General features: G+C 73.8%; 11 protein-coding genes and 3 pseudogenes. 6 read left to right on the forward strand and 8 right to left on the reverse strand.

Features of this window, described 5'->3' with window-relative positions; genetic code table 11:
• Nucleotides 1-30: 30 nt before the first annotated feature.
• Nucleotides 31-438 carry a DUF5709 domain-containing protein gene (locus WBK50_RS20250; protein ID WP_341337104.1) on the reverse strand — a complete coding sequence of 136 codons (408 nt, stop codon included), beginning with the start codon at nucleotides 436-438 and terminating at the stop codon, nucleotides 31-33.
• 190 nt (nucleotides 439-628) lie between these two features.
• Between WBK50_RS20250 and WBK50_RS20255 the strand changes: the two genes are divergently transcribed.
• The 3 genes from WBK50_RS20255 (at nucleotide 629) to WBK50_RS20265 (ending at nucleotide 4,203) form a co-directional block, all read left to right on the forward strand.
• Nucleotides 629-2,182, forward strand: coding sequence for an AMP-binding protein (locus tag WBK50_RS20255; RefSeq protein ID WP_341337105.1), 1,554 nt, complete (start codon nucleotides 629-631; stop codon nucleotides 2,180-2,182).
• A gap of 306 nt (nucleotides 2,183-2,488) precedes the next feature.
• Nucleotides 2,489-3,868 carry an ammonium transporter gene (locus tag WBK50_RS20260; RefSeq protein WP_341337106.1) on the forward strand — a complete coding sequence of 460 codons (1,380 nt, stop codon included), beginning with the start codon at nucleotides 2,489-2,491 and terminating at the stop codon, nucleotides 3,866-3,868.
• Complete coding sequence (locus WBK50_RS20265) at nucleotides 3,865-4,203, forward strand: P-II family nitrogen regulator (protein ID WP_341337107.1); 339 nt, start codon at nucleotides 3,865-3,867, stop codon at nucleotides 4,201-4,203. The genes WBK50_RS20260 and WBK50_RS20265 overlap by 4 nt, the downstream gene beginning before the upstream one ends.
• 4 nt (nucleotides 4,204-4,207) lie before the next feature.
• On the opposite strand, the gene WBK50_RS20270 is transcribed toward WBK50_RS20265, so the two are convergent.
• The 3 genes and pseudogenes from WBK50_RS20270 to WBK50_RS20280 all read right to left on the reverse strand — a co-directional run.
• Nucleotides 4,208-5,305, reverse strand: coding sequence for an acyl-CoA carboxylase subunit beta (locus tag WBK50_RS20270; RefSeq protein WP_341339463.1), 1,098 nt, complete (start codon nucleotides 5,303-5,305; stop codon nucleotides 4,208-4,210).
• A complete protein-coding gene (locus WBK50_RS20275) occupies nucleotides 5,257-6,366 on the reverse strand; it encodes a biotin/lipoyl-containing protein (protein ID WP_341337108.1) in 1,110 nt (369 codons plus the stop codon). The genes WBK50_RS20270 and WBK50_RS20275 overlap by 49 nt, the downstream gene beginning before the upstream one ends.
• Nucleotides 6,367-6,580: 214 nt before the next feature.
• Nucleotides 6,581-7,537: pseudogene (locus tag WBK50_RS20280) on the reverse strand (ATP-binding protein); the annotation flags it as partial.
• A 478-nt stretch (nucleotides 7,538-8,015) separates the two neighbouring features.
• Between WBK50_RS20280 and WBK50_RS35220 the strand changes: the two are divergent.
• The 3 genes and pseudogenes from WBK50_RS35220 to WBK50_RS20290 all read left to right on the forward strand — a co-directional run.
• Nucleotides 8,016-8,795 (forward strand): annotated as a pseudogene (locus WBK50_RS35220) (BTAD domain-containing putative transcriptional regulator); the annotation flags it as partial.
• 136 nt (nucleotides 8,796-8,931) lie between these two features.
• Nucleotides 8,932-10,917: an ATP-binding protein gene (locus tag WBK50_RS20285; protein WP_341337109.1), complete on the forward strand. Its 1,986-nt coding sequence runs from the start codon at nucleotides 8,932-8,934 to the stop codon at nucleotides 10,915-10,917.
• A 64-nt stretch (nucleotides 10,918-10,981) separates the two neighbouring features.
• Nucleotides 10,982-12,403 (forward strand): FAD-binding oxidoreductase, encoded by a 1,422-nt coding sequence (locus WBK50_RS20290; RefSeq protein WP_341337110.1) that lies wholly within the window; start codon nucleotides 10,982-10,984, stop codon nucleotides 12,401-12,403.
• A 10-nt stretch (nucleotides 12,404-12,413) separates the two neighbouring features.
• Here WBK50_RS20290 and WBK50_RS35225 read toward each other — a convergent pair whose 3' ends face one another.
• The 4 genes and pseudogenes from WBK50_RS35225 to WBK50_RS20305 all read right to left on the reverse strand — a co-directional run bounded on the left by WBK50_RS35225 (nucleotide 12,414) and on the right by WBK50_RS20305 (nucleotide 16,117).
• Complete coding sequence (locus tag WBK50_RS35225; protein WP_445942377.1) at nucleotides 12,414-12,725, reverse strand: carboxypeptidase-like regulatory domain-containing protein; 312 nt, start codon at nucleotides 12,723-12,725, stop codon at nucleotides 12,414-12,416.
• 40 nt (nucleotides 12,726-12,765) lie between these two features.
• A pseudogene (locus WBK50_RS20295) lies at nucleotides 12,766-14,964 on the reverse strand (MFS transporter); the annotation flags it as partial.
• A 131-nt stretch (nucleotides 14,965-15,095) separates the two neighbouring features.
• A complete protein-coding gene (locus tag WBK50_RS20300; protein WP_341337112.1) occupies nucleotides 15,096-15,584 on the reverse strand; it encodes a MarR family winged helix-turn-helix transcriptional regulator in 489 nt (162 codons plus the stop codon).
• Nucleotides 15,585-15,652: 68 nt separating this feature from the next.
• Nucleotides 15,653-16,117: a MarR family winged helix-turn-helix transcriptional regulator gene (locus WBK50_RS20305; RefSeq protein WP_341337113.1), complete on the reverse strand. Its 465-nt coding sequence runs from the start codon at nucleotides 16,115-16,117 to the stop codon at nucleotides 15,653-15,655.
• Nucleotides 16,118-16,135 lie beyond the last annotated feature (18 nt).

Genomic DNA, 16,135 nt, shown 5'->3' on the forward strand with positions numbered 1-16,135 from the left:
AAGGCCGGCCCGGCTGAGCCGACCTCACGGTCAGCCCTCGTCGTCGCCCACCACGTGGACGGCGGCCTCCTCCGACGACGCCCCGGCGCCGTCGACGCCGACGTCCTCGGCCCAGGAGTCCGCGTCCGTGTCGACGGCGCCGCCCCCGTCCGCGTCGACCAGGCGGCCGGCGCGGACGTCGCCGACCTGGTCGTCGGCCAGCTCGCCGTCGGTGTCCGAGGCGTCCCCGAGGCCGTCGCCCCCGGAGTCGCCGGCACCGTACTCCGGCAGCTCCTCGGACAGGCGCTCTGCGAGGTCCTCGTGCTCCGAGGCGTTCCAGGGGCGCTCCGGCGGCGAGTAGCCCTCGTCCAGCACGTCGTCCGGACCCCGGTCGTCCAGCGTGTCCTCGGGTTCGAGCTGGTCCGAGTCGTCCTCCGGGCCGTTCGCGTCGCGATCCATGGACCCAGCCTGGCACGCTGCCGCGCCGCTCGCCCGCGGTCCTGCGGAGCCATGCCGGGCGTGCGGCGTTCGGCGGTGGATGCCCCGCAAGGCCGAGGAGGGACCGATCCCGGGGTCGCATCGGCGCCGACGACAGCGCCGCGGGGCGCTGCCCGGGGCGGCGCACGCCGGCAGGAGATCCGTAGGACGGATGCTGCACTCCTTGCTGTGGCGGACCGAGCGACTCTTCGCCGACAAACAGATCGTCACCAGGCTCGGCCCCGGCGAGTACCACCGCTACACCTACCGCGAGTTCGGCAAACGCACGCGGCGCCTCGGCGACGCCCTCACCACGCTCGGCGTCGCCCCGGGCGATCGGATCGGCACGCTCGCGTGGAACCACTACCGCCACCTCGAGACCTACTTCGGGGTCCCCGGCATCCAGGCGGTCCTGCACACGATCAACCTCCGCCTCTCCCCCGCCCAGCAGAAGTTCACGATCGACAAGACCGAGGACCGGTTCCTGCTCGTCGACGTCGACCAGCTCGGCCTCGTCGCGGAGCTCCTGGAGCTGGGCCTCCCGACCGTCGAGGCCGTGATCGTGCTGGCCGACGCCGTCCCGGAGCACCGGCTCACGATCCCCGTCCACTCCTACGAGGAACTGCTCGCCGGCGGCGACGAGAACGCCCAGTTCGCAGAGTTCGACGAGAAGACCGCGTCCGCCATGTGCCTCGCCATGCACGACAAGCTGAACATGGCCGAGCGCCAGATCTGGCTCGAGGTCGCGCCCATGTTCCACTGCAACGGCTGGAACATCCCGCACACGGCGCTCCTGCAGGGCGCGACGCTCGTCCTGCCGGGCGCGCCCCCCACGCCCGGCGACTACGTCGACATCATCGAGGACCTCGGCGTCACCGGGATGAACGCCGCCGTCACGATCGGCACGATGATCCGCGACGCCGTCCGCGCGAGCGACCGGCCGCGGGACCTGTCCTCGCTGGACACGCTCTGGCTGGGCGGGCAGGCGCCGTCGAAGGCCGTGATGAAGTGGTTCAACGACGAGTACGCGTGCGAGGTCATGCAGGGCTACGGCATGACCGAGAACTCCCCGCAGATCTGCTTCTTCGCGCTCAAGTCGACGCTGGCGGACCGCACCGAGGACGAGATCTACACGCTGCGCCAGACCCAGGGCCTGCCGATCCCGCTGCTGCAGATCAAGGTCGTCGACCCGGCGACCGGCGACGAGCTGCCCTGGGACGGCACCAGCATCGGGGACTTCCACGTCCGCTCCCCGTTCACCGCGAGTGAGTACTACCGGGACGAGCGCACCGCGGACTCGATCGTCGACGGCTGGCTGCGCACCGGCGACGTCGGCTGCATCGACCCCGAGGGCTACGTCCTGCTCAAGGACCGCAGCAAGGACCTGATCAAGTCCGGCGGCGAGTGGATCTCCACGATCGACCTGGAGAACGCGCTGATGCTCCATCCCAAGGTCGCCGAGGCGACGGTCGTCGGCGTCGAGGACGAGAAGTGGCTCGAACGACCGCTCGCCTGCGTCGTGCCCTCGGACGCGTCGCTGACCAGCGAGGAACTGCAGGAGCACCTGCTCACGGAGGGGTTCCTCAAGTTCTGGGTCCCGGACACGTTCCTCTTCGTCCCCGAGGTCCCCAAGACCAGCGTCGGCAAGTACGACAAGAAGGCCATCCGCGGGGTGATCGCGACGGAGGGCGTCGACGGCGCCCGCGCCGTCCTGGCAGCCGGCTGACCGCCCCGGAGCCCTACGCCGGGGTCAGGCCGCCTCGGCCGGGATCGAAACGTCTCCGCCATCGCGTCGACGATCACGCGGAGCTGGGCGGCGGTCTCGCCGTTTTCGGGAGGTTGCGCCCCGCTCGTCATTTCTGGAAGCATTCCGAGATCGATGATCTCCCCCTGGCGAATCGTCCGGAATCAGCATCGAAATCACGAATGTGAAGGCCGTTCACCGTGCGGAAACGGTGGCCCGCCCCTGCCGGAAACACTGCGCGAAGAGCATTCCGGTCCGAGACCGGTCGGGCTCGACGCGGGAGGCACAGTGGTCAACGCAGGGGACACGGCCTGGGTGCTGGCGAGCGCCGCACTCGTCATGCTCATGACGCCGGGACTGGCGTTCTTCTACGGTGGAATGGTCCGCAGCAAGAGCGTCCTGAACATGCTGATGATGAATTTCATCTGCCTGGCGGTCGTCGGTGTGCTGTGGGCGTTGTACGGCTACAGCTGGGCGTTCGGGAACGACGCGTTCGGCCGCCTGGTCGGCGGCGCGGAGTTCGCCGGCCTGGCGAACACGGTCGGCCACCTCGTCGGCGTGGGCACCCCGGCCACGCCGTGGCCCGGGCCCGACGCGCTGCCGGCCACGGCGTTCGTCATGTTCCAGCTGATGTTCGCCGTGATCACCCCGGCCCTGATCTCGGGCGCGATCGCGGACCGCGCCAAGTTCTGGGGCTGGACGGCGTTCGTCGTCGGCTGGGTGAGCCTGTGCTACTTCCCGGTCGCCCACTGGGTCTTCTCGTTCGACGGCTTCACCGGCCCGAACAACGTCGGCGGCTGGATCGCGAACAGCCTCAAGGCGGAGGACTTCGCCGGCGGGACGGCCGTCCACATCAACGCGGGCGCGGCGGGCCTCGCCCTGGCCCTCGTCCTGGGCAGGCGCCGTGGCTGGCCGCGGGAGCGGATGCGCCCGCACAGCCTGCCGTTCGTGCTGCTCGGGGCGAGTCTGCTCTGGTTCGGCTGGTACGGCTTCAACGCCGGGTCCGCGCTGAGCGCGAGCGACCTCGCCGGTACGGCGTTCACAAACACCACCCTCGCCACCTGCACCGCCGTGCTGGGCTGGCTGATCGTCGAACAGCTGCGCGACGGCAAGCCCACGACCCTCGGTGCGGCGTCGGGCGCCGTGGCCGGGCTCGTCGCGATCACCCCGGCCTGCGGGTACGTGGCCCCGATGGGCGCGCTCGCGATCGGGCTGGTCGCCGGCGCGGTCTGCGCGCTGGCCGTGAGCCTCAAGTACCGGTTCGGCTTCGACGACTCGCTCGACGTCGTCGGCGTCCACCTGGTCGGCGGGATCATCGGCACCCTGCTCATCGGCTTCTTCGGGAACAACGCCGTCAACCCGGCCGCCCTCGGGGACAACGGGCTCTTCTACGGGGGCGGGCTGATCCAGCTCGGCCGGCAGGCGATCGCCGCGGGCGCCGTGCTCCTCTACTCGTTCATCCTCGCGTTCGTCCTCGGGACGATCGTCAAGAAGACCATCGGGTTCCGGGTCGACGACGAGGAGGAGGTCACCGGTGTCGACGAGGCCGAGCACGCCGAGACCGGTTACGACTACTCGACCCTGGGCGGCGGCATTCCCGGCGCCGCCGGCAGGCCCCCGACCGGCGGTCCCGTCGCCGCGGCCGCCCGCGAGGAGACCGGACCGTGAAGCTGATCACCGCCATCGTCAAGCCGTTCACGCTGGAGGACATCCGGAACGCGCTCGAGCAGCTCGCCGTGCTCGGGATGACCGTCAGCGAGGTGCAGGGCTACGGCCGACAGAAGGGCCACACGGAGGTCTACCGCGGCGCGGAGTACGCCGTGGACCTGGTCCCGAAGGTGCGGCTGGAGATCGTGACGGACGACGTGCTGGCGGACAAGGTCGTCGACGCCATCGTCGAGTCCGCCCGGACCGGGAAGATCGGCGACGGCAAGATCTGGGTCACCCCGGTGGACACGATCGTGCGGGTCCGCACGGGGGAACGGGGCGCCGACGCCGTCTGACCGGCTACCAGGCGTCGATGTTCGGGCGGACCTTCTCCGGCTGCGGGCCCACCTTCCGCTCCGGGAACGAGCTGGTGATCCAGCGGCGGGTCTCGGCCGGGTCGATCACGTCGTCGATCTCGAAGACCGTCGCGGTGGCGAGCGCCTTGCCCTTCTCGTACTCCGCGGCGACCCTCTTCTCGAACAGCGCCTGCCTCTCGTCGAGGTCCTCGACCGCGTCCAGCTCCTTGCGGTACCCCAGCCGCACCGCGCCCTCCAGCCCCATCCCGCCGAGCTCGCCGGTCGGCCAGGCCACGGAGAACGCCGGCGCCTTCAGGCTGCCCGCCGCCATCCCCTGCCCGCCCAGGCCGTAGCACTTGCGGATGATCACCAGCCCGAGCGGCACGGACAGGTTGGCCCCGATCACGAAGAGCCGGCTGAAGTGCCGGACCGTCGCCTCGCGCTCCGACGCGGTGCCGACCATGAAGCCGGGGGTGTCGCACAGTGAGACGACCGGGAGCCCGAACGCGTCGCAGAGCTGCAGGAACCGGGCGGCCTTGTCCGCGGCGTCCCGGTCGATCGCGCCGCCCAGGTGCGCCGGGTTGTTCGCGATCAGGCCCATCGGCCGGCCCTCGACGCGGATCAGCGCGGTGATCATCCCGGCGCCGAAACCGCGGCGCAGCTCCAGCACCGAACCGTCGTCCGCCAGGCCCTCGACCACGGCGCGCATGTCGTAGACGCGGACCCGGTTCTCCGGGACGACGTGCCGCAGCGCCCGCTGGTCCGGCGCGGTCCAGTCCCGCACCGGGCCCTGGAAGTAGGAGAGGTACTGCTTCGCGACGCGGGTCGCCTCGGCCTCGTCGGGGACCAGGACGTCGACGACGCCGTTGGGCACCTGCACGGACATCGGGCCCACGTCGTCCGCCGCGACGACGCCCAGGCCGCCGCCCTCGATCATCGCCGGGCCGCCCATGCCGAGGCTCGTGCCCTCGACCGCGATGATCACGTCGCAGATGCCGAGCAGCGCGGCGTTGCCCGCGAAGCACCGGCCCGCCGCGACGCCGACGAGCGGCACTAGCGCGCTGAGCCTGCCGAACAGCTGGAACGCGGGGACGTCCAGCATGGACGCCCAGCTGCCGTCCGTGTCCCCCGGCCGCCCTCCCCGCCCTCCGCGTAGACGACGACCGGGAGCTTCCGCCGCGCGGCGAGCTCGAAGATCCGGTCCTTCTTCTTGTGGTTGGTGAAGCCCTGCGTGCCGGCGAGGACCGTGTAGTCGTAGGACAGCACGACCGCGCGGGCGTTCTCCTCGCCCACGAGATCGGCGTTGATCGTGGCGGTGCCGGCCAGCATCCCGTCCGCGGGCGTGCGCTCGATGAGGTCGTCCAGCGACCGGCGCTGGCGTTGCGCGGCGATCGCGAGCGCCCCGTACTCGACGAAGCTGCCCTCGTCGCAGAGGTCCGCGAGGTTCTCCCGGGCGGTCCGCAGGCCCGTCCGCCGGCGCTTCTCGACGGCCGCGCCGCGGCGCTCGTCGAGCCCGATCGCGTGCCGCTCGATCACCTCGGCCAGGTCGGGCCGGACCAGGTCGAGGTCGATCTCGTCGAGCGCGACGGCGGCGTCCGCCAGGCCCTCGACGGGGTCGAGGACGACCAGCACGTCCTGCGCGGCGACCGTGTCCCCCACCCCGACGGCGACCGTCCGGACCGTGCCGGCGACCGGCGCCGACACGACGTGCTCCATCTTCATCGCCTCGAGGACCAGCAGGATCGCCCCGGCGCGGACCTCCTCGCCGTCCGCAGCCTCGACGGCGACGACGGTGCCGGGCGCGGAGGCGCGCAGCGCCGTCGCCCCCTCCGGCACCGTGACCTCCACCGGCGGGTTCCACTGGTCCGCGGCCACGGTGCCTTCGACGTACCGGTGCGGCCGGGCCGTCGCCAGGATCTCGGCGAGGTACTCGTCCAGGAACCCGGTGGTGAACCCGCCGGACCGGAACGCGGGGTGCGCGACGATCCCGGCCAGCACGTCCACGTTGGTGTCCACGCCCGCCACGTTCACCTCGGACAGCGCCCGGTGGGCCCGGCCCGCGAGCGCGGCGAAGTCCGGCGAGCGGTCGTGGACGATCAGCTTCGCCAGCAGCGGGTCGTAGCGCAGGCTCGTCCGGTAACCGACGTAGCCCGCGGCGTCCACGCGCACCCCGCGGCCGGACGGGGAGCTCGAAGGCGGTCAGGGTGCCGGCGGCGGGGGTGATCGTGCCGTCCGGGTTCGCGGTCTCGAGGCTGATCCGGGCCTGCAGCGCGGCGCCGACGGGCACGGGCGCCTCGGCCTGGGTGAGGCCCAGGTCGGCGAGGGAGCAACCGGCGGCGAGCTCGATCTGCGCCCGCACGAGGTCGACCCCGGTCACCTCCTCGGTGACCGTGTGCTCGACCTGCAGCCGGGGGTTGACCTCGATGAACGCGATCCGCTCCCCGCTGACCAGGAACTCGACGGTCCCCAGCCCGGTGTAGCGGACGGACTCCCCCAGCCGCACCGCCGCGGCGAGCAGCTCCGCCCGGACGGCGGCGGACAGGCCCGGGGCGGGCGCGACCTCGACGATCTTCTGGTGCCGCCGCTGGATCGAGCAGTCCCGCTCGCCGAGCTGCGTCACCGCACCGGTCCCGTCGCCCAGGATCTGCACCTCGACGTGCCGGGCGGGGGCGAGCAGCTCCTCGGCGTAGACCCGGTCGTCGCCGAAGGCGGATCTCGCCTCGGACGCGCAGCGGGCGAAGGCGTCGAGCAGCGTCGACGGGTCCGTGACCCGCCGCATCCCGCGCCCTCCCCCGCCCGAGACCGCCTTGAGCATCACCGCCCCGGGTGCCGGGAGCGAGCGCTGGAACTCCTGCGCCCCGGCCGCGTCGACGGGGCCGTCGGTGCCGGCGAGCAGCGGGAGCCCGACCGCCCGCGCCAGCTCCCGGGCGCGGGTCTTGTCCCCGAACGCGGCGAGGATCTCCGGCGACGGCCCGACGAACGTGAGACCTCGTTCGGCGCAGGCCTCGGCGAAGCGGGCGTTCTCGCTGAGGAAGCCGTAGCCGGGGTGGACGGCGTCCGCGCCCGCCTCCTCGGCGGCGCGGAGCATGTCGTCGACGTCGAGGTAGGCGGGGACACCGGAGCCGCGCAGGGCGACGGCCGCGTCCGCCTTCACGACGTGCGGCGCGTCCGCGTCGTCCGTGGCGAAGACGGCGACGGCCGGGATCCCCAGGTCGGCGGCCGCGCGGGCGATCCGGATCGCGACCTCGCCGCGATTGGCGATGAGCAGCCGGGTGATCACGCCGGGGTGAACCTCACTGTTCGGTCCTTCGCGTCGGCGCTGCCACCCCGGCATCGTCAGCGACGGTGACGCCGGTGTCAATCCGCGACCGATCACGTCCGCCGGGCCCGGTCGGGCGCCCCCGTCCGGCGGAGGTATCCGCGCGACGTGGGCCGCGGTCCTCCAACAGGGGGACGCGCCGCGAGTAGCGTCCGCGCCCCGACGAGAACCGGCTGCCGGGCGGGGAGGGCGCACCGTGCTGGAGATCCGTCTGCTGGGTGAGCAGCGGGTGGCCCGCGCGCCGGACGCGGCCGGGCGCCGGCCGTCGTCCCGGGCGTTCGAGCTGCTGGCGCACCTCGTCCTGCACGCGGGGGCCCCGCAGGCCCGGCCCCGCCTCGCCGGCGTCCTCTGGCCCGAGTCGACGGAGGCCCAGGCCCGGACGAACCTCCGGCGCGAGCTGCACCACCTGCGCGCGCTCCTCGACGACGACCCGTCGCTGGTGGTGCGGTCGACGGCGCTCCTGTGGTGCGACGCGCCCTCCTGCCGGGTCGACGTGCGGGTCTTCGACACCGAGCGGGCGGCCGCGCTGCGGGCCAGAGAGGCGCGCGACCGCGCCGGGGTTCTGCGGCACGCGCAGACCGCGATCGCCGAGTACCGCGGCGAGCTGATGCCCGGCGTCTACGCCGACGGGGTGGCCGAGGCGCGCGACCGGCTGCACCGGGAGTGCGTGGACCTCTGCGACCTGGCCGCGGCGGCCCTCCGGGACGCCGGGGACCTGCGCACCGCGACCGCGGTCTGCCGGCGCCGCGTCTCGCTCGAGCCGCTCGAGGAGACCGGCTACCGGGCGCTCATGGAGCTGCAGGCGGAGGCGGGGGACATCGGCGCGGCCATCGGGACCTACCACCGTTGCGCCACCGTGCTGGAGCAGGAGCTCGCCGTGGCTCCCGGCGCCGGGATCTCGAAGCTGGTGCAGCAGCTGCTCGGCCGGTCGGCCGCGCCCGCCGCCGCGACCCCGCGGATCGGCGCACCCGGGGCTCGCCTGGTCGGCCGGGCTCCCGAATGGGGGGTGCTCCTCGGGCGGTGGGAGGCGGCCCGCGGCGGCGCGCCCGGGCTCGTCGTCGCCTCCGGGGAGGCCGGGGTCGGCAAGACGAGGCTGGTCGCCGAGCTCGCGGCCGTGGCGCGCGCCGAGGGCGCGGTCGTCGCGACAGCGCACTGCTTCGGCCTCCCGGGCCGGCTGGCGCTCGCCCCGGTCGCGGAGTGGTTGCGGGCGAACGGCCTGCGGGAGGCCGTGGCGGGGCTCGACCGGACCTGGCGCTCGGAGGTCGCCCGCCTGGTCCCGGACGGTTCCCCGGAACCGGCGACCGAATCCGGGGGCGGGCGCCCCGCCCGGCGGGCGCAGGCCCACCGGCTCCCGCGCGCTGGTCGACGCCTGGCAGCGGCACCGGTTCTTCGAGGGGCTCGCCCGTGCCGTGCTCGCCACCGACAGGCCCGTCCTGCTCGTGCTCGACGACCTGCAGTGGTGCGACCAGGAGACCGTGGCCTGGCTCGCGTTCCTGCTGACCCTCGCCGGGGGATCCCCGCTGCTCGTGGCCGCCACCCTGCGGCGCGACGAGCTCGACCGGAACCCCGGCGTCGCCGCGGCCCTGCGCTCGTTGCGGTCCAGCGGCCGGATCACCGACGTCGAGCTGGGCCCCCTCGACGCGGCCAGCACCGGCCGGCTCGCGTCGGCCGTCCTGGGCCGGCCGATCGGTCCGGCCGAGGAGGTGCTGCTGCAGGCGACGACCGGGGGCTACCCGCTGTTCGTCATCGAGGCCGCCCGCACCCTGCCCGGCCGGGCCCACGCCCCCGGGCCCGCCCCGGAGCGGAACACCCCGCCGGACCTGCGGGACGTGCTGTCCCACCGGCTCCAGGAGGCGTCCCCCGCGGCGCAGGAGGTCGCCGGCCTGGCCTCCGCGCTCGGCCGCGACTTCGGCCTCGACCTGCTCATCGAGGCCACCGAGCTCGGACCGGACGCGCTCGTCGGGGCGGTGGACGAGCTGTGGCGGCGGCGGATCCTGCGCGAGCACCACGGCGGCTACGACTTCTCCCACGACCTGCTGCGCGACGCCGCCTACGCCGCCGTCAGCCCGCCACGGCGCTGGCTGCTGCACCGGCGGCTGGCGCAGGGGCTGGAGCTGCTGCACGAGGGACACCTCGACGACGTCGCCGGACAGCTCGCCGAGCAGCACGACCGCGCCGGGCGCACGGACCGGGCGCTGCACTACTTCGGCCGGGCGGCCGAGCTCGCCGTGGGGGTCTTCGCGAACGCCGACGCGATCCGGCACCACCGGCGCTGCCTCGCCCTGGTGGCGCGCTCGCCCGCCGGGGCCGCGCGCGACGACCGCGAGCTCGCCGTGTTGCAGGCGCTGTCCGCCCCGCTCAACGCCGTGCACGGCTACGCCTCGCCCGACCTGCAGGAGACCCTGGAGCGGTCGGTCGCGCTCGGCGAGCGGCTGGACCGGCCCGACGTCGTGCTGCAGAGCCTCGTGGGGCTGTTCGCCGTGCGGTTCGTGCAGGGCCACAACATCGAGGCGCACCGGATCGCGACCCGGGTGCTCGCCCTCGCCGAGCCCCGGGCGGACCCGGCGCTCCTCGGGCAGGCCCATTTCACGTTCGCCGGGTCCGCGACGAACCTCGGCCGGCCGGCGGTCGGCGTCGAGCACTTCGACCTCGCGGAGCGGCTCTCCACCGGGGAGACCTCGCTGCTCGTCGGCACCCGCCCGGAGGTGCACGCGCGGGCCTGGGCGGCCCACGCCAAGTGGCTCCTGGGACACGAGGAAGAAGCGCTCGGCAGCGCCCTCGGCGCAGTCACCGCCGCACGCGCGGCCGATCACCCCTACTCCCTCGCCGTCGCTCTGGCCTACGAGGCGGTGACCCACGAGATCCGGGGCGACACCGAGGAACTGCTCCCCGCCGTCGACGAGCTGGACGCGCTGTGCCGGCGCTACGAGTTCGCCTACTACGGCGAGTGGGCCATCGTCCTGCGTGGCCGGGCGGCCGGGGGCGACCGCGGGATCGCCCTGATCGAGGACGGGATCCGCCGCCTGCGCAGCCAGGGTGCCCACGCGCGGATGCCCTACTGGTTGTCGCTCCTGGCCCGCACCCACCTCGACGAGGGCCGGGGCGGGAACGGCGGCAGGGAGGCCGCCCGGGCGGCCCTCGACGCGGCCAGGGTGGGTGCCGAACGCAGCGGGGACCGCTGGTGGCTGCCCGAGGTTCTGCGGTTGCGGGCCGGCGTGGAGCTCGGGGAGGGCGGGGCGTCGCTGCTGCGCCGGGCCGTCGACCTCGCGGTCGAGCAGGGCAGCGTGATCCTGGAAGCGCGCTGCCGCGCCGCGCTCGCGGAGACGGCGGCCGGGCCGAACGGGACGAACGCGGGACAGATCGAGCCGAACGCTGGGCGAACGCCCCGTCCCTAGCGTTCCCCTCGCCGCCCTGGGCACGGGGCGGCACCCATCCGGTGCCACCACGCGAGGGACGACCATGACCACGACGACCACACCCACCGCGACCGCACAGCGGCCGCAGCCGCCCTACGGCGAGCTCACCCCGGGCCTGCGCGGGGCGATGATCGAACCCGGCGACCCGGCGTACGACGAGGCCCGGGCCGTCTACAACGGCATGATCGACCGCCGGCCCTCCGCGATCGTCCGGTGCGCGGACGTCGCCGACGTGATCGCCTGCGTGCGGTTCGCCCGCGAGCACGGCGTCACCCTCGCGGTGCGCGGCGGCGGGCACAACGCCGGGGGGCTCGGCGTCGCGGACGACGCCCTCGTCGTCGACCTGTCCGGGCTGCGCAGCACCACCGTGGACCCGGCGGGGCACACCGTGCGAGTGGACCCGGGCTGCCGCTGGGCCGACGTCGACCACGCCACCTCGGCGTTCGGGACGGCCACGCCGTCGGGCATCATCGGGAGCACCGGGGTCGCGGGCCTCACGCTCGGCGGCGGCATCGGCTACCTGACCCGTCGCTTCGGGCTCACCATCGACAACCTGCTCTCGGCCGACGTGGTGCTGGCCGACGGGACGCTGGTCACGGCGTCCACGGACTCGCACCCGGACCTGTTCTGGGCGCTGCGCGGTGGCGGCGGCAACTTCGGCATCGTCACGTCATTCCGCTTCGCCTGCCACGAGATCGGGGAGAACGGCACGATCATCGGCGGCCCGGTCTTCTACGACCTGGCCGATCTCGGCGAGGTCATGCGCTGGTACCGCGACCTGCTGCCGTCACTGCCCGAGGAGCTCAGCGGCTGGATCGGTGTGGTGTCCGTCCCGCCGGGCCCGCCGTTCCCCGAGCAGTTGTGGGGACGCACCGTGTGCGCCATCGTCTGGTGCTACACGGGTTCCCACGACACGGCCGACGCCGTGCTGGCCCCGGTGCGCGAGTTCGGGTCACCCCTCATGGTGGGCGTGGCGCCGATGCCCTACCCCGCGCTGCAGACCGCCTTCGACCCGTTGTACCCCGCCGGCCTGCAGTGGTACTGGCGTGCGGACGTCTTCACCGAGATCTCCGACCGGGCGATCGAGGTGCACCGCCGATTCGCCGAGAAGCTCCCCTCGGGGCTCTCGACGATGCACCTCTACCCGATCGACGGTGCCGCCGCCCGCGTACCGGCGGACGCCACGGCCTTCCCGTACCGCGACGGCGGCTGGTCCGGCGTCATCGTCGGCGTCGACGCCGACCCGGCGAACGGCCCGGCGATCACCGCGTGGGCGAAGCAGTACTGGGAGGAGCTGCACCCGACCTCGGCCGGTGGCGCGTACATCAACTTCATGATGGACGAGGGCACCGACCGGATCCGGGCCTCCTACCGCGGGAACTACGACCGGCTCGCGAGCGTCAAGCGGCGCTACGACCCGGACAACCTGTTCCGCGTCAACCAGAACATCCCGCCGGCGGACTGACGCCGCGGGCTCAGCTACCGGCGACCGGGATGCGGATGGGGCCGGTCGCCGGTTCCCGCACCGCACCGAGGCCCGGGTCCGACGGACCCGTGGCCGGCCCCAGCGCGACCCGCACCGAGGCCGTCCCACCGGCCGGGACCTGCACGATCTGCACGTCCGGGGCGAAGCCCGAGGCGGTCAGCGTGTAGGTGCCGCGCGGCAGGTCGTCGAAGCCGAAGGTGCCGTCCGGGCCGGTGACGGCCGAGCCGACCACCTGTCCCCGCTCGTCGACGAGCGTGGCGACCGCGTCCGGGACGGTGCGGCCCGTGCCGCCCGCGCGCACGGTGCCCTCCAGGCGGGCGCGGCGCGGGAAGCTCGAGGTCCCGTTCCGTGGTGAGGCCGTCGAGCAGCTCGACGGCCGACGCCACCGGCTGGTGGCCCTCGCCCGACGCGGTCAGCGTGTACCAGCCGGCCGCGACGCCGTCGATCCGGTAGCGGCCGTCGACGTCCGAGCGGGCGGACCCCGCGACGTCGCCGCGGGCGTCGATCAGCGTGACGGTGACGGCCTCGGCCGGAACCGGGCCGAAGCGCGGGTCGGGCAGCCGGACCGTGCCCGCGAGGTGGCTCGTCCCGCTGAGCAGCACGTCGTGCCGCAGCGCCCCCTCCGCCACCGGGACCATCACCGCGTGCGGCTGCAGCGCGCCCGAGGCCGCGACCAGCAGGTACGTACCGCCGGTCGGCAGCGCGACGGCGTAGGAGCCGTCCCGGTCGCTGACGGCGCGGCCGGCCTGGACGCCGCTGGAGGCGGTCAGAGTGATCACGGCGCCGGCGAGCCCGGCGCCGTTCGCGCTGGTGACGCGGCCGTGCACGGTCGGCCCGGCCACGTACTGCCCGGCCGCGTACTGCCCGACCGGGGCGGGGGCGACCGGAGCGGGGGCGTGGTGTGCGGGGACCGTGTGCCGGCCTGCGTGCCACACCTCGGCGGCGGGGGCACCGGCGGCGCCCGCGGCCGCGACCGGAGCGGCCGTGACGAGGGCGGGGCCGGCCGCGGGAGCCGGGCCGGCGGCCCCGGCCTGCTGCTCGAGCCCGCTCGCGGTGCGCAGCGGCACCTCCTTGATGAACAGGACCGCCACCAGTGTGATCACCGAGAGGAAGGCGGCGATGAGGAAGATCCGGGCGGTGCCGTCGCCGTAGGAGGCGCGGACGATGCCCGCGATGAGGGGCGGCAGCTGGTTCAGGCTGCCGATCCCGACCTCGCCCGAGGCCGCGGAACCGGCCGTCGGCACACCGGCGTCGGTGAGGCCCTTGGTCGTGAGGTTCGCGACGTGGGTGGCGAGGACCGCGCCGAGGACCGAGACGCCGATCGTGCCGCCGAGCGAGCGGAAGAACCCGACGGTCGAGCTCGCCGCCCCCAGGTCACGGATCGAGACGGTGTTCTGCACGGCGAGGACCAGGTTCTGCATCGTCATGCCCAGGCCGAGGCCCAGAACCGCGAGGTAGACGCCGACCAGGATCATGTCGGTCTGGTGGTCGATCGTGGCGAGCAGGCCGAAACCGGCGACGAGCAGCACCGAGCCCCCGACCAGGAAGCCCTTCCACCGTCCGAGCTTGGAGATCAGTGCGCCGGAGACGGTGGCCGAGACGGTCGAGCCGAGGATCATCGGCAGGGTCAGCAGGCCGGCCGCGGTCGGCGAGTAGCCGCGGGCGATCTGGAAGTACTGGCCGAGGAAGACGGCGCTACCGAACATCGCGACACCGACGGCGATGCTCGCGACCGTGGCGAGGGTGGTGGTTCGGTCCTTGAACAGGCGCAGCGGGATGATCGGCTCCGCCGCGCGCGACTCGACGAACACGGCGAGCGCCAGCAGCACGACACCGGCCCCCAGCATCAGGAACGACGTGCCCGAGGCCCACTCGAAGTCGTTGCCCGCGAGGGTCACCCAGATCAGCAGGTCGCAGACCCCGGAGGCGATCAGCACCGCGCCCAGGTAGTCGATGACGACCTTGCGCTTGACGACCGGCAGGTTCAGGGTGCGCTGCACGAGGATCAGCGCGGCGACCGCGAAGGGCACGCCGACGAAGAAGCACCAGCGCCAGCCGAGCCAGCTGGTGTCGACGATGACGCCGCCGATCAGCGGGCCTGCGACGGTGGCCACGGACATCACCGCGGCCATCGGGCCGGTGTAGCGGCCGCGCTCCCGCGGGCTGATCATCGCGGCCATCACGATGACGACCAGCGACTGCAGGGCACCGAGGCCGAGGCCCTGGACCGCCCGCCAACCGATCAGGATGGGCACCGTGGTGGAGAAGCCGGCTGCCACCGAACCGCCGACGTAGAGCAGGATCGCGAGCTGCACCAGCAGCTTCTTGTTCACCAGGTCGGAGAGCTTGCCCCAGATCGGGGTGCTCGCCGTCGACGACAGCAGGGTGGCCGTGACGAGCCACGTGTACTGGCTCTGCGAGCCGTGCAGGTCGGTGATGATCGTCGGCAGCGCGTTGGACACGATCGTCGCCGACAGCATCGCGGTGAACAGGGCCAGGAACAGCCCGGACAGGGCCTCCAGGACCTGTCGGTGGGTCATCCCGACGGGTTGCTCGGGGGTCACCGGGGCTTCGGCCCGGGTCGTGGCAGCGGTGGGCGCGCTGCTGGGGCTGGACACGTGGGTCTCCTCGTACAGGTGTGCGGTGGTTCGGCGGGGCGGGACGGCTGGGCTCAGCCCGTGGGGGCGGGGAGCCGGCGCAGCCGTCCCTCGCCGGGGACGGCCATGTCCAGGAGCTGGTCGACGAGCTCCCGGAAGCCGACGGCGACGCGCCGGACCTCCTCGTCGTCCAGGTCCCCGAGGGCGTCGGCGAGCTGCAGGTTCCGGTAGCGGCGGTGCTCGGCGAGGACGGCCCGGCCCGCGTCGGTGAGGCCGAGCAGCTGGGCGCGCCGGTCCTCCGGGTCCGGCCGGCGGTGGACGTGCCCGGCCTCCTCGAGCGCGACGACGCGGCGGCTCACGACGGACGGATCGACGTCCAGGTCGGTGGCGACGCAGCCGAGGCGCCGCTCCCCCTGGTGCTCGAGCAGGTTCAGCATCGACGCGTGCCAGATCGGCAGCCCCGAGCCGTGCGCGGACCCCGCGGCGGGACGCGCCAGCCGGACCAGGCGTGCGACGGCGTACACGGTGTCGACCACCTCGCCGGCGGTGCTCTCGGTGATCACAGGACATCTCCCTTTTGATTGCTACACGCAACGATACACCGATGGTTGCGTCGTGCAATCTTTAGGGCTCAGATCACTCCGGCATTACCCAGCTGGTGCAGGAGCCGGGTCAGCTCGACAACGTCCCCGCGGTCCCATGTGCCGAGCGCGGCCCGCCACCGGGCCCGCTGCCCGTCGAGCAGCGCGAGGACCTTCTCCCGGCCGTCCGGGGTAAGCCGGACGAGCCGGACGCGGGCGTCCTGCGGGTCGCTCGCCCGCTCGGCCAGGCCCAGCCGGACGACCGCGTCGACCTGCCGGGTGACCGTGGACTTGTCCAGTGAGAGCGCCTCGGCCAGCTCGCTCATCCGCAGCTCCCCGTTCCGCCCCAGCAGGACGACCAGCGGGAACGCGGTCGGATCCAGGGCGGGGTGCAGGGCCCGGGCCTGCTCCCGGCTGCCGAGCCGGGCACGGCGGATCGTCGCCACCATCTCGTTCTCGAGCGCGGCCAGGTCCTCCGGCCGCACCTCCGCCGCCTCGACCCCCGGTTCCGCCACGGGGACAGTCTCCCCCGC

This window comes from Pseudonocardia sp. T1-2H (assembly GCF_038039215.1).
In the GTDB taxonomy this organism is placed as follows: domain Bacteria; phylum Actinomycetota; class Actinomycetes; order Mycobacteriales; family Pseudonocardiaceae; genus Pseudonocardia.

Bases quoted from the DNA above. Each gene is read 5' to 3' on its own strand.
- WBK50_RS20290 (WP_341337110.1), top strand. From the start codon at position 10,982: ATGACCACGACGACCACACCCACCGCGACCGCACAGCGGCCGCAGCCG.
- WBK50_RS20270 (WP_341339463.1), bottom strand. From the start codon at position 5,305: ATGCTGGACGTCCCCGCGTTCCAGCTGTTCGGCAGGCTCAGCGCGCTA.
- WBK50_RS20250 (WP_341337104.1), bottom strand. From the start codon at position 438: ATGGATCGCGACGCGAACGGCCCGGAGGACGACTCGGACCAGCTCGAA.
- WBK50_RS20255 (WP_341337105.1), top strand. From the start codon at position 629: ATGCTGCACTCCTTGCTGTGGCGGACCGAGCGACTCTTCGCCGACAAA.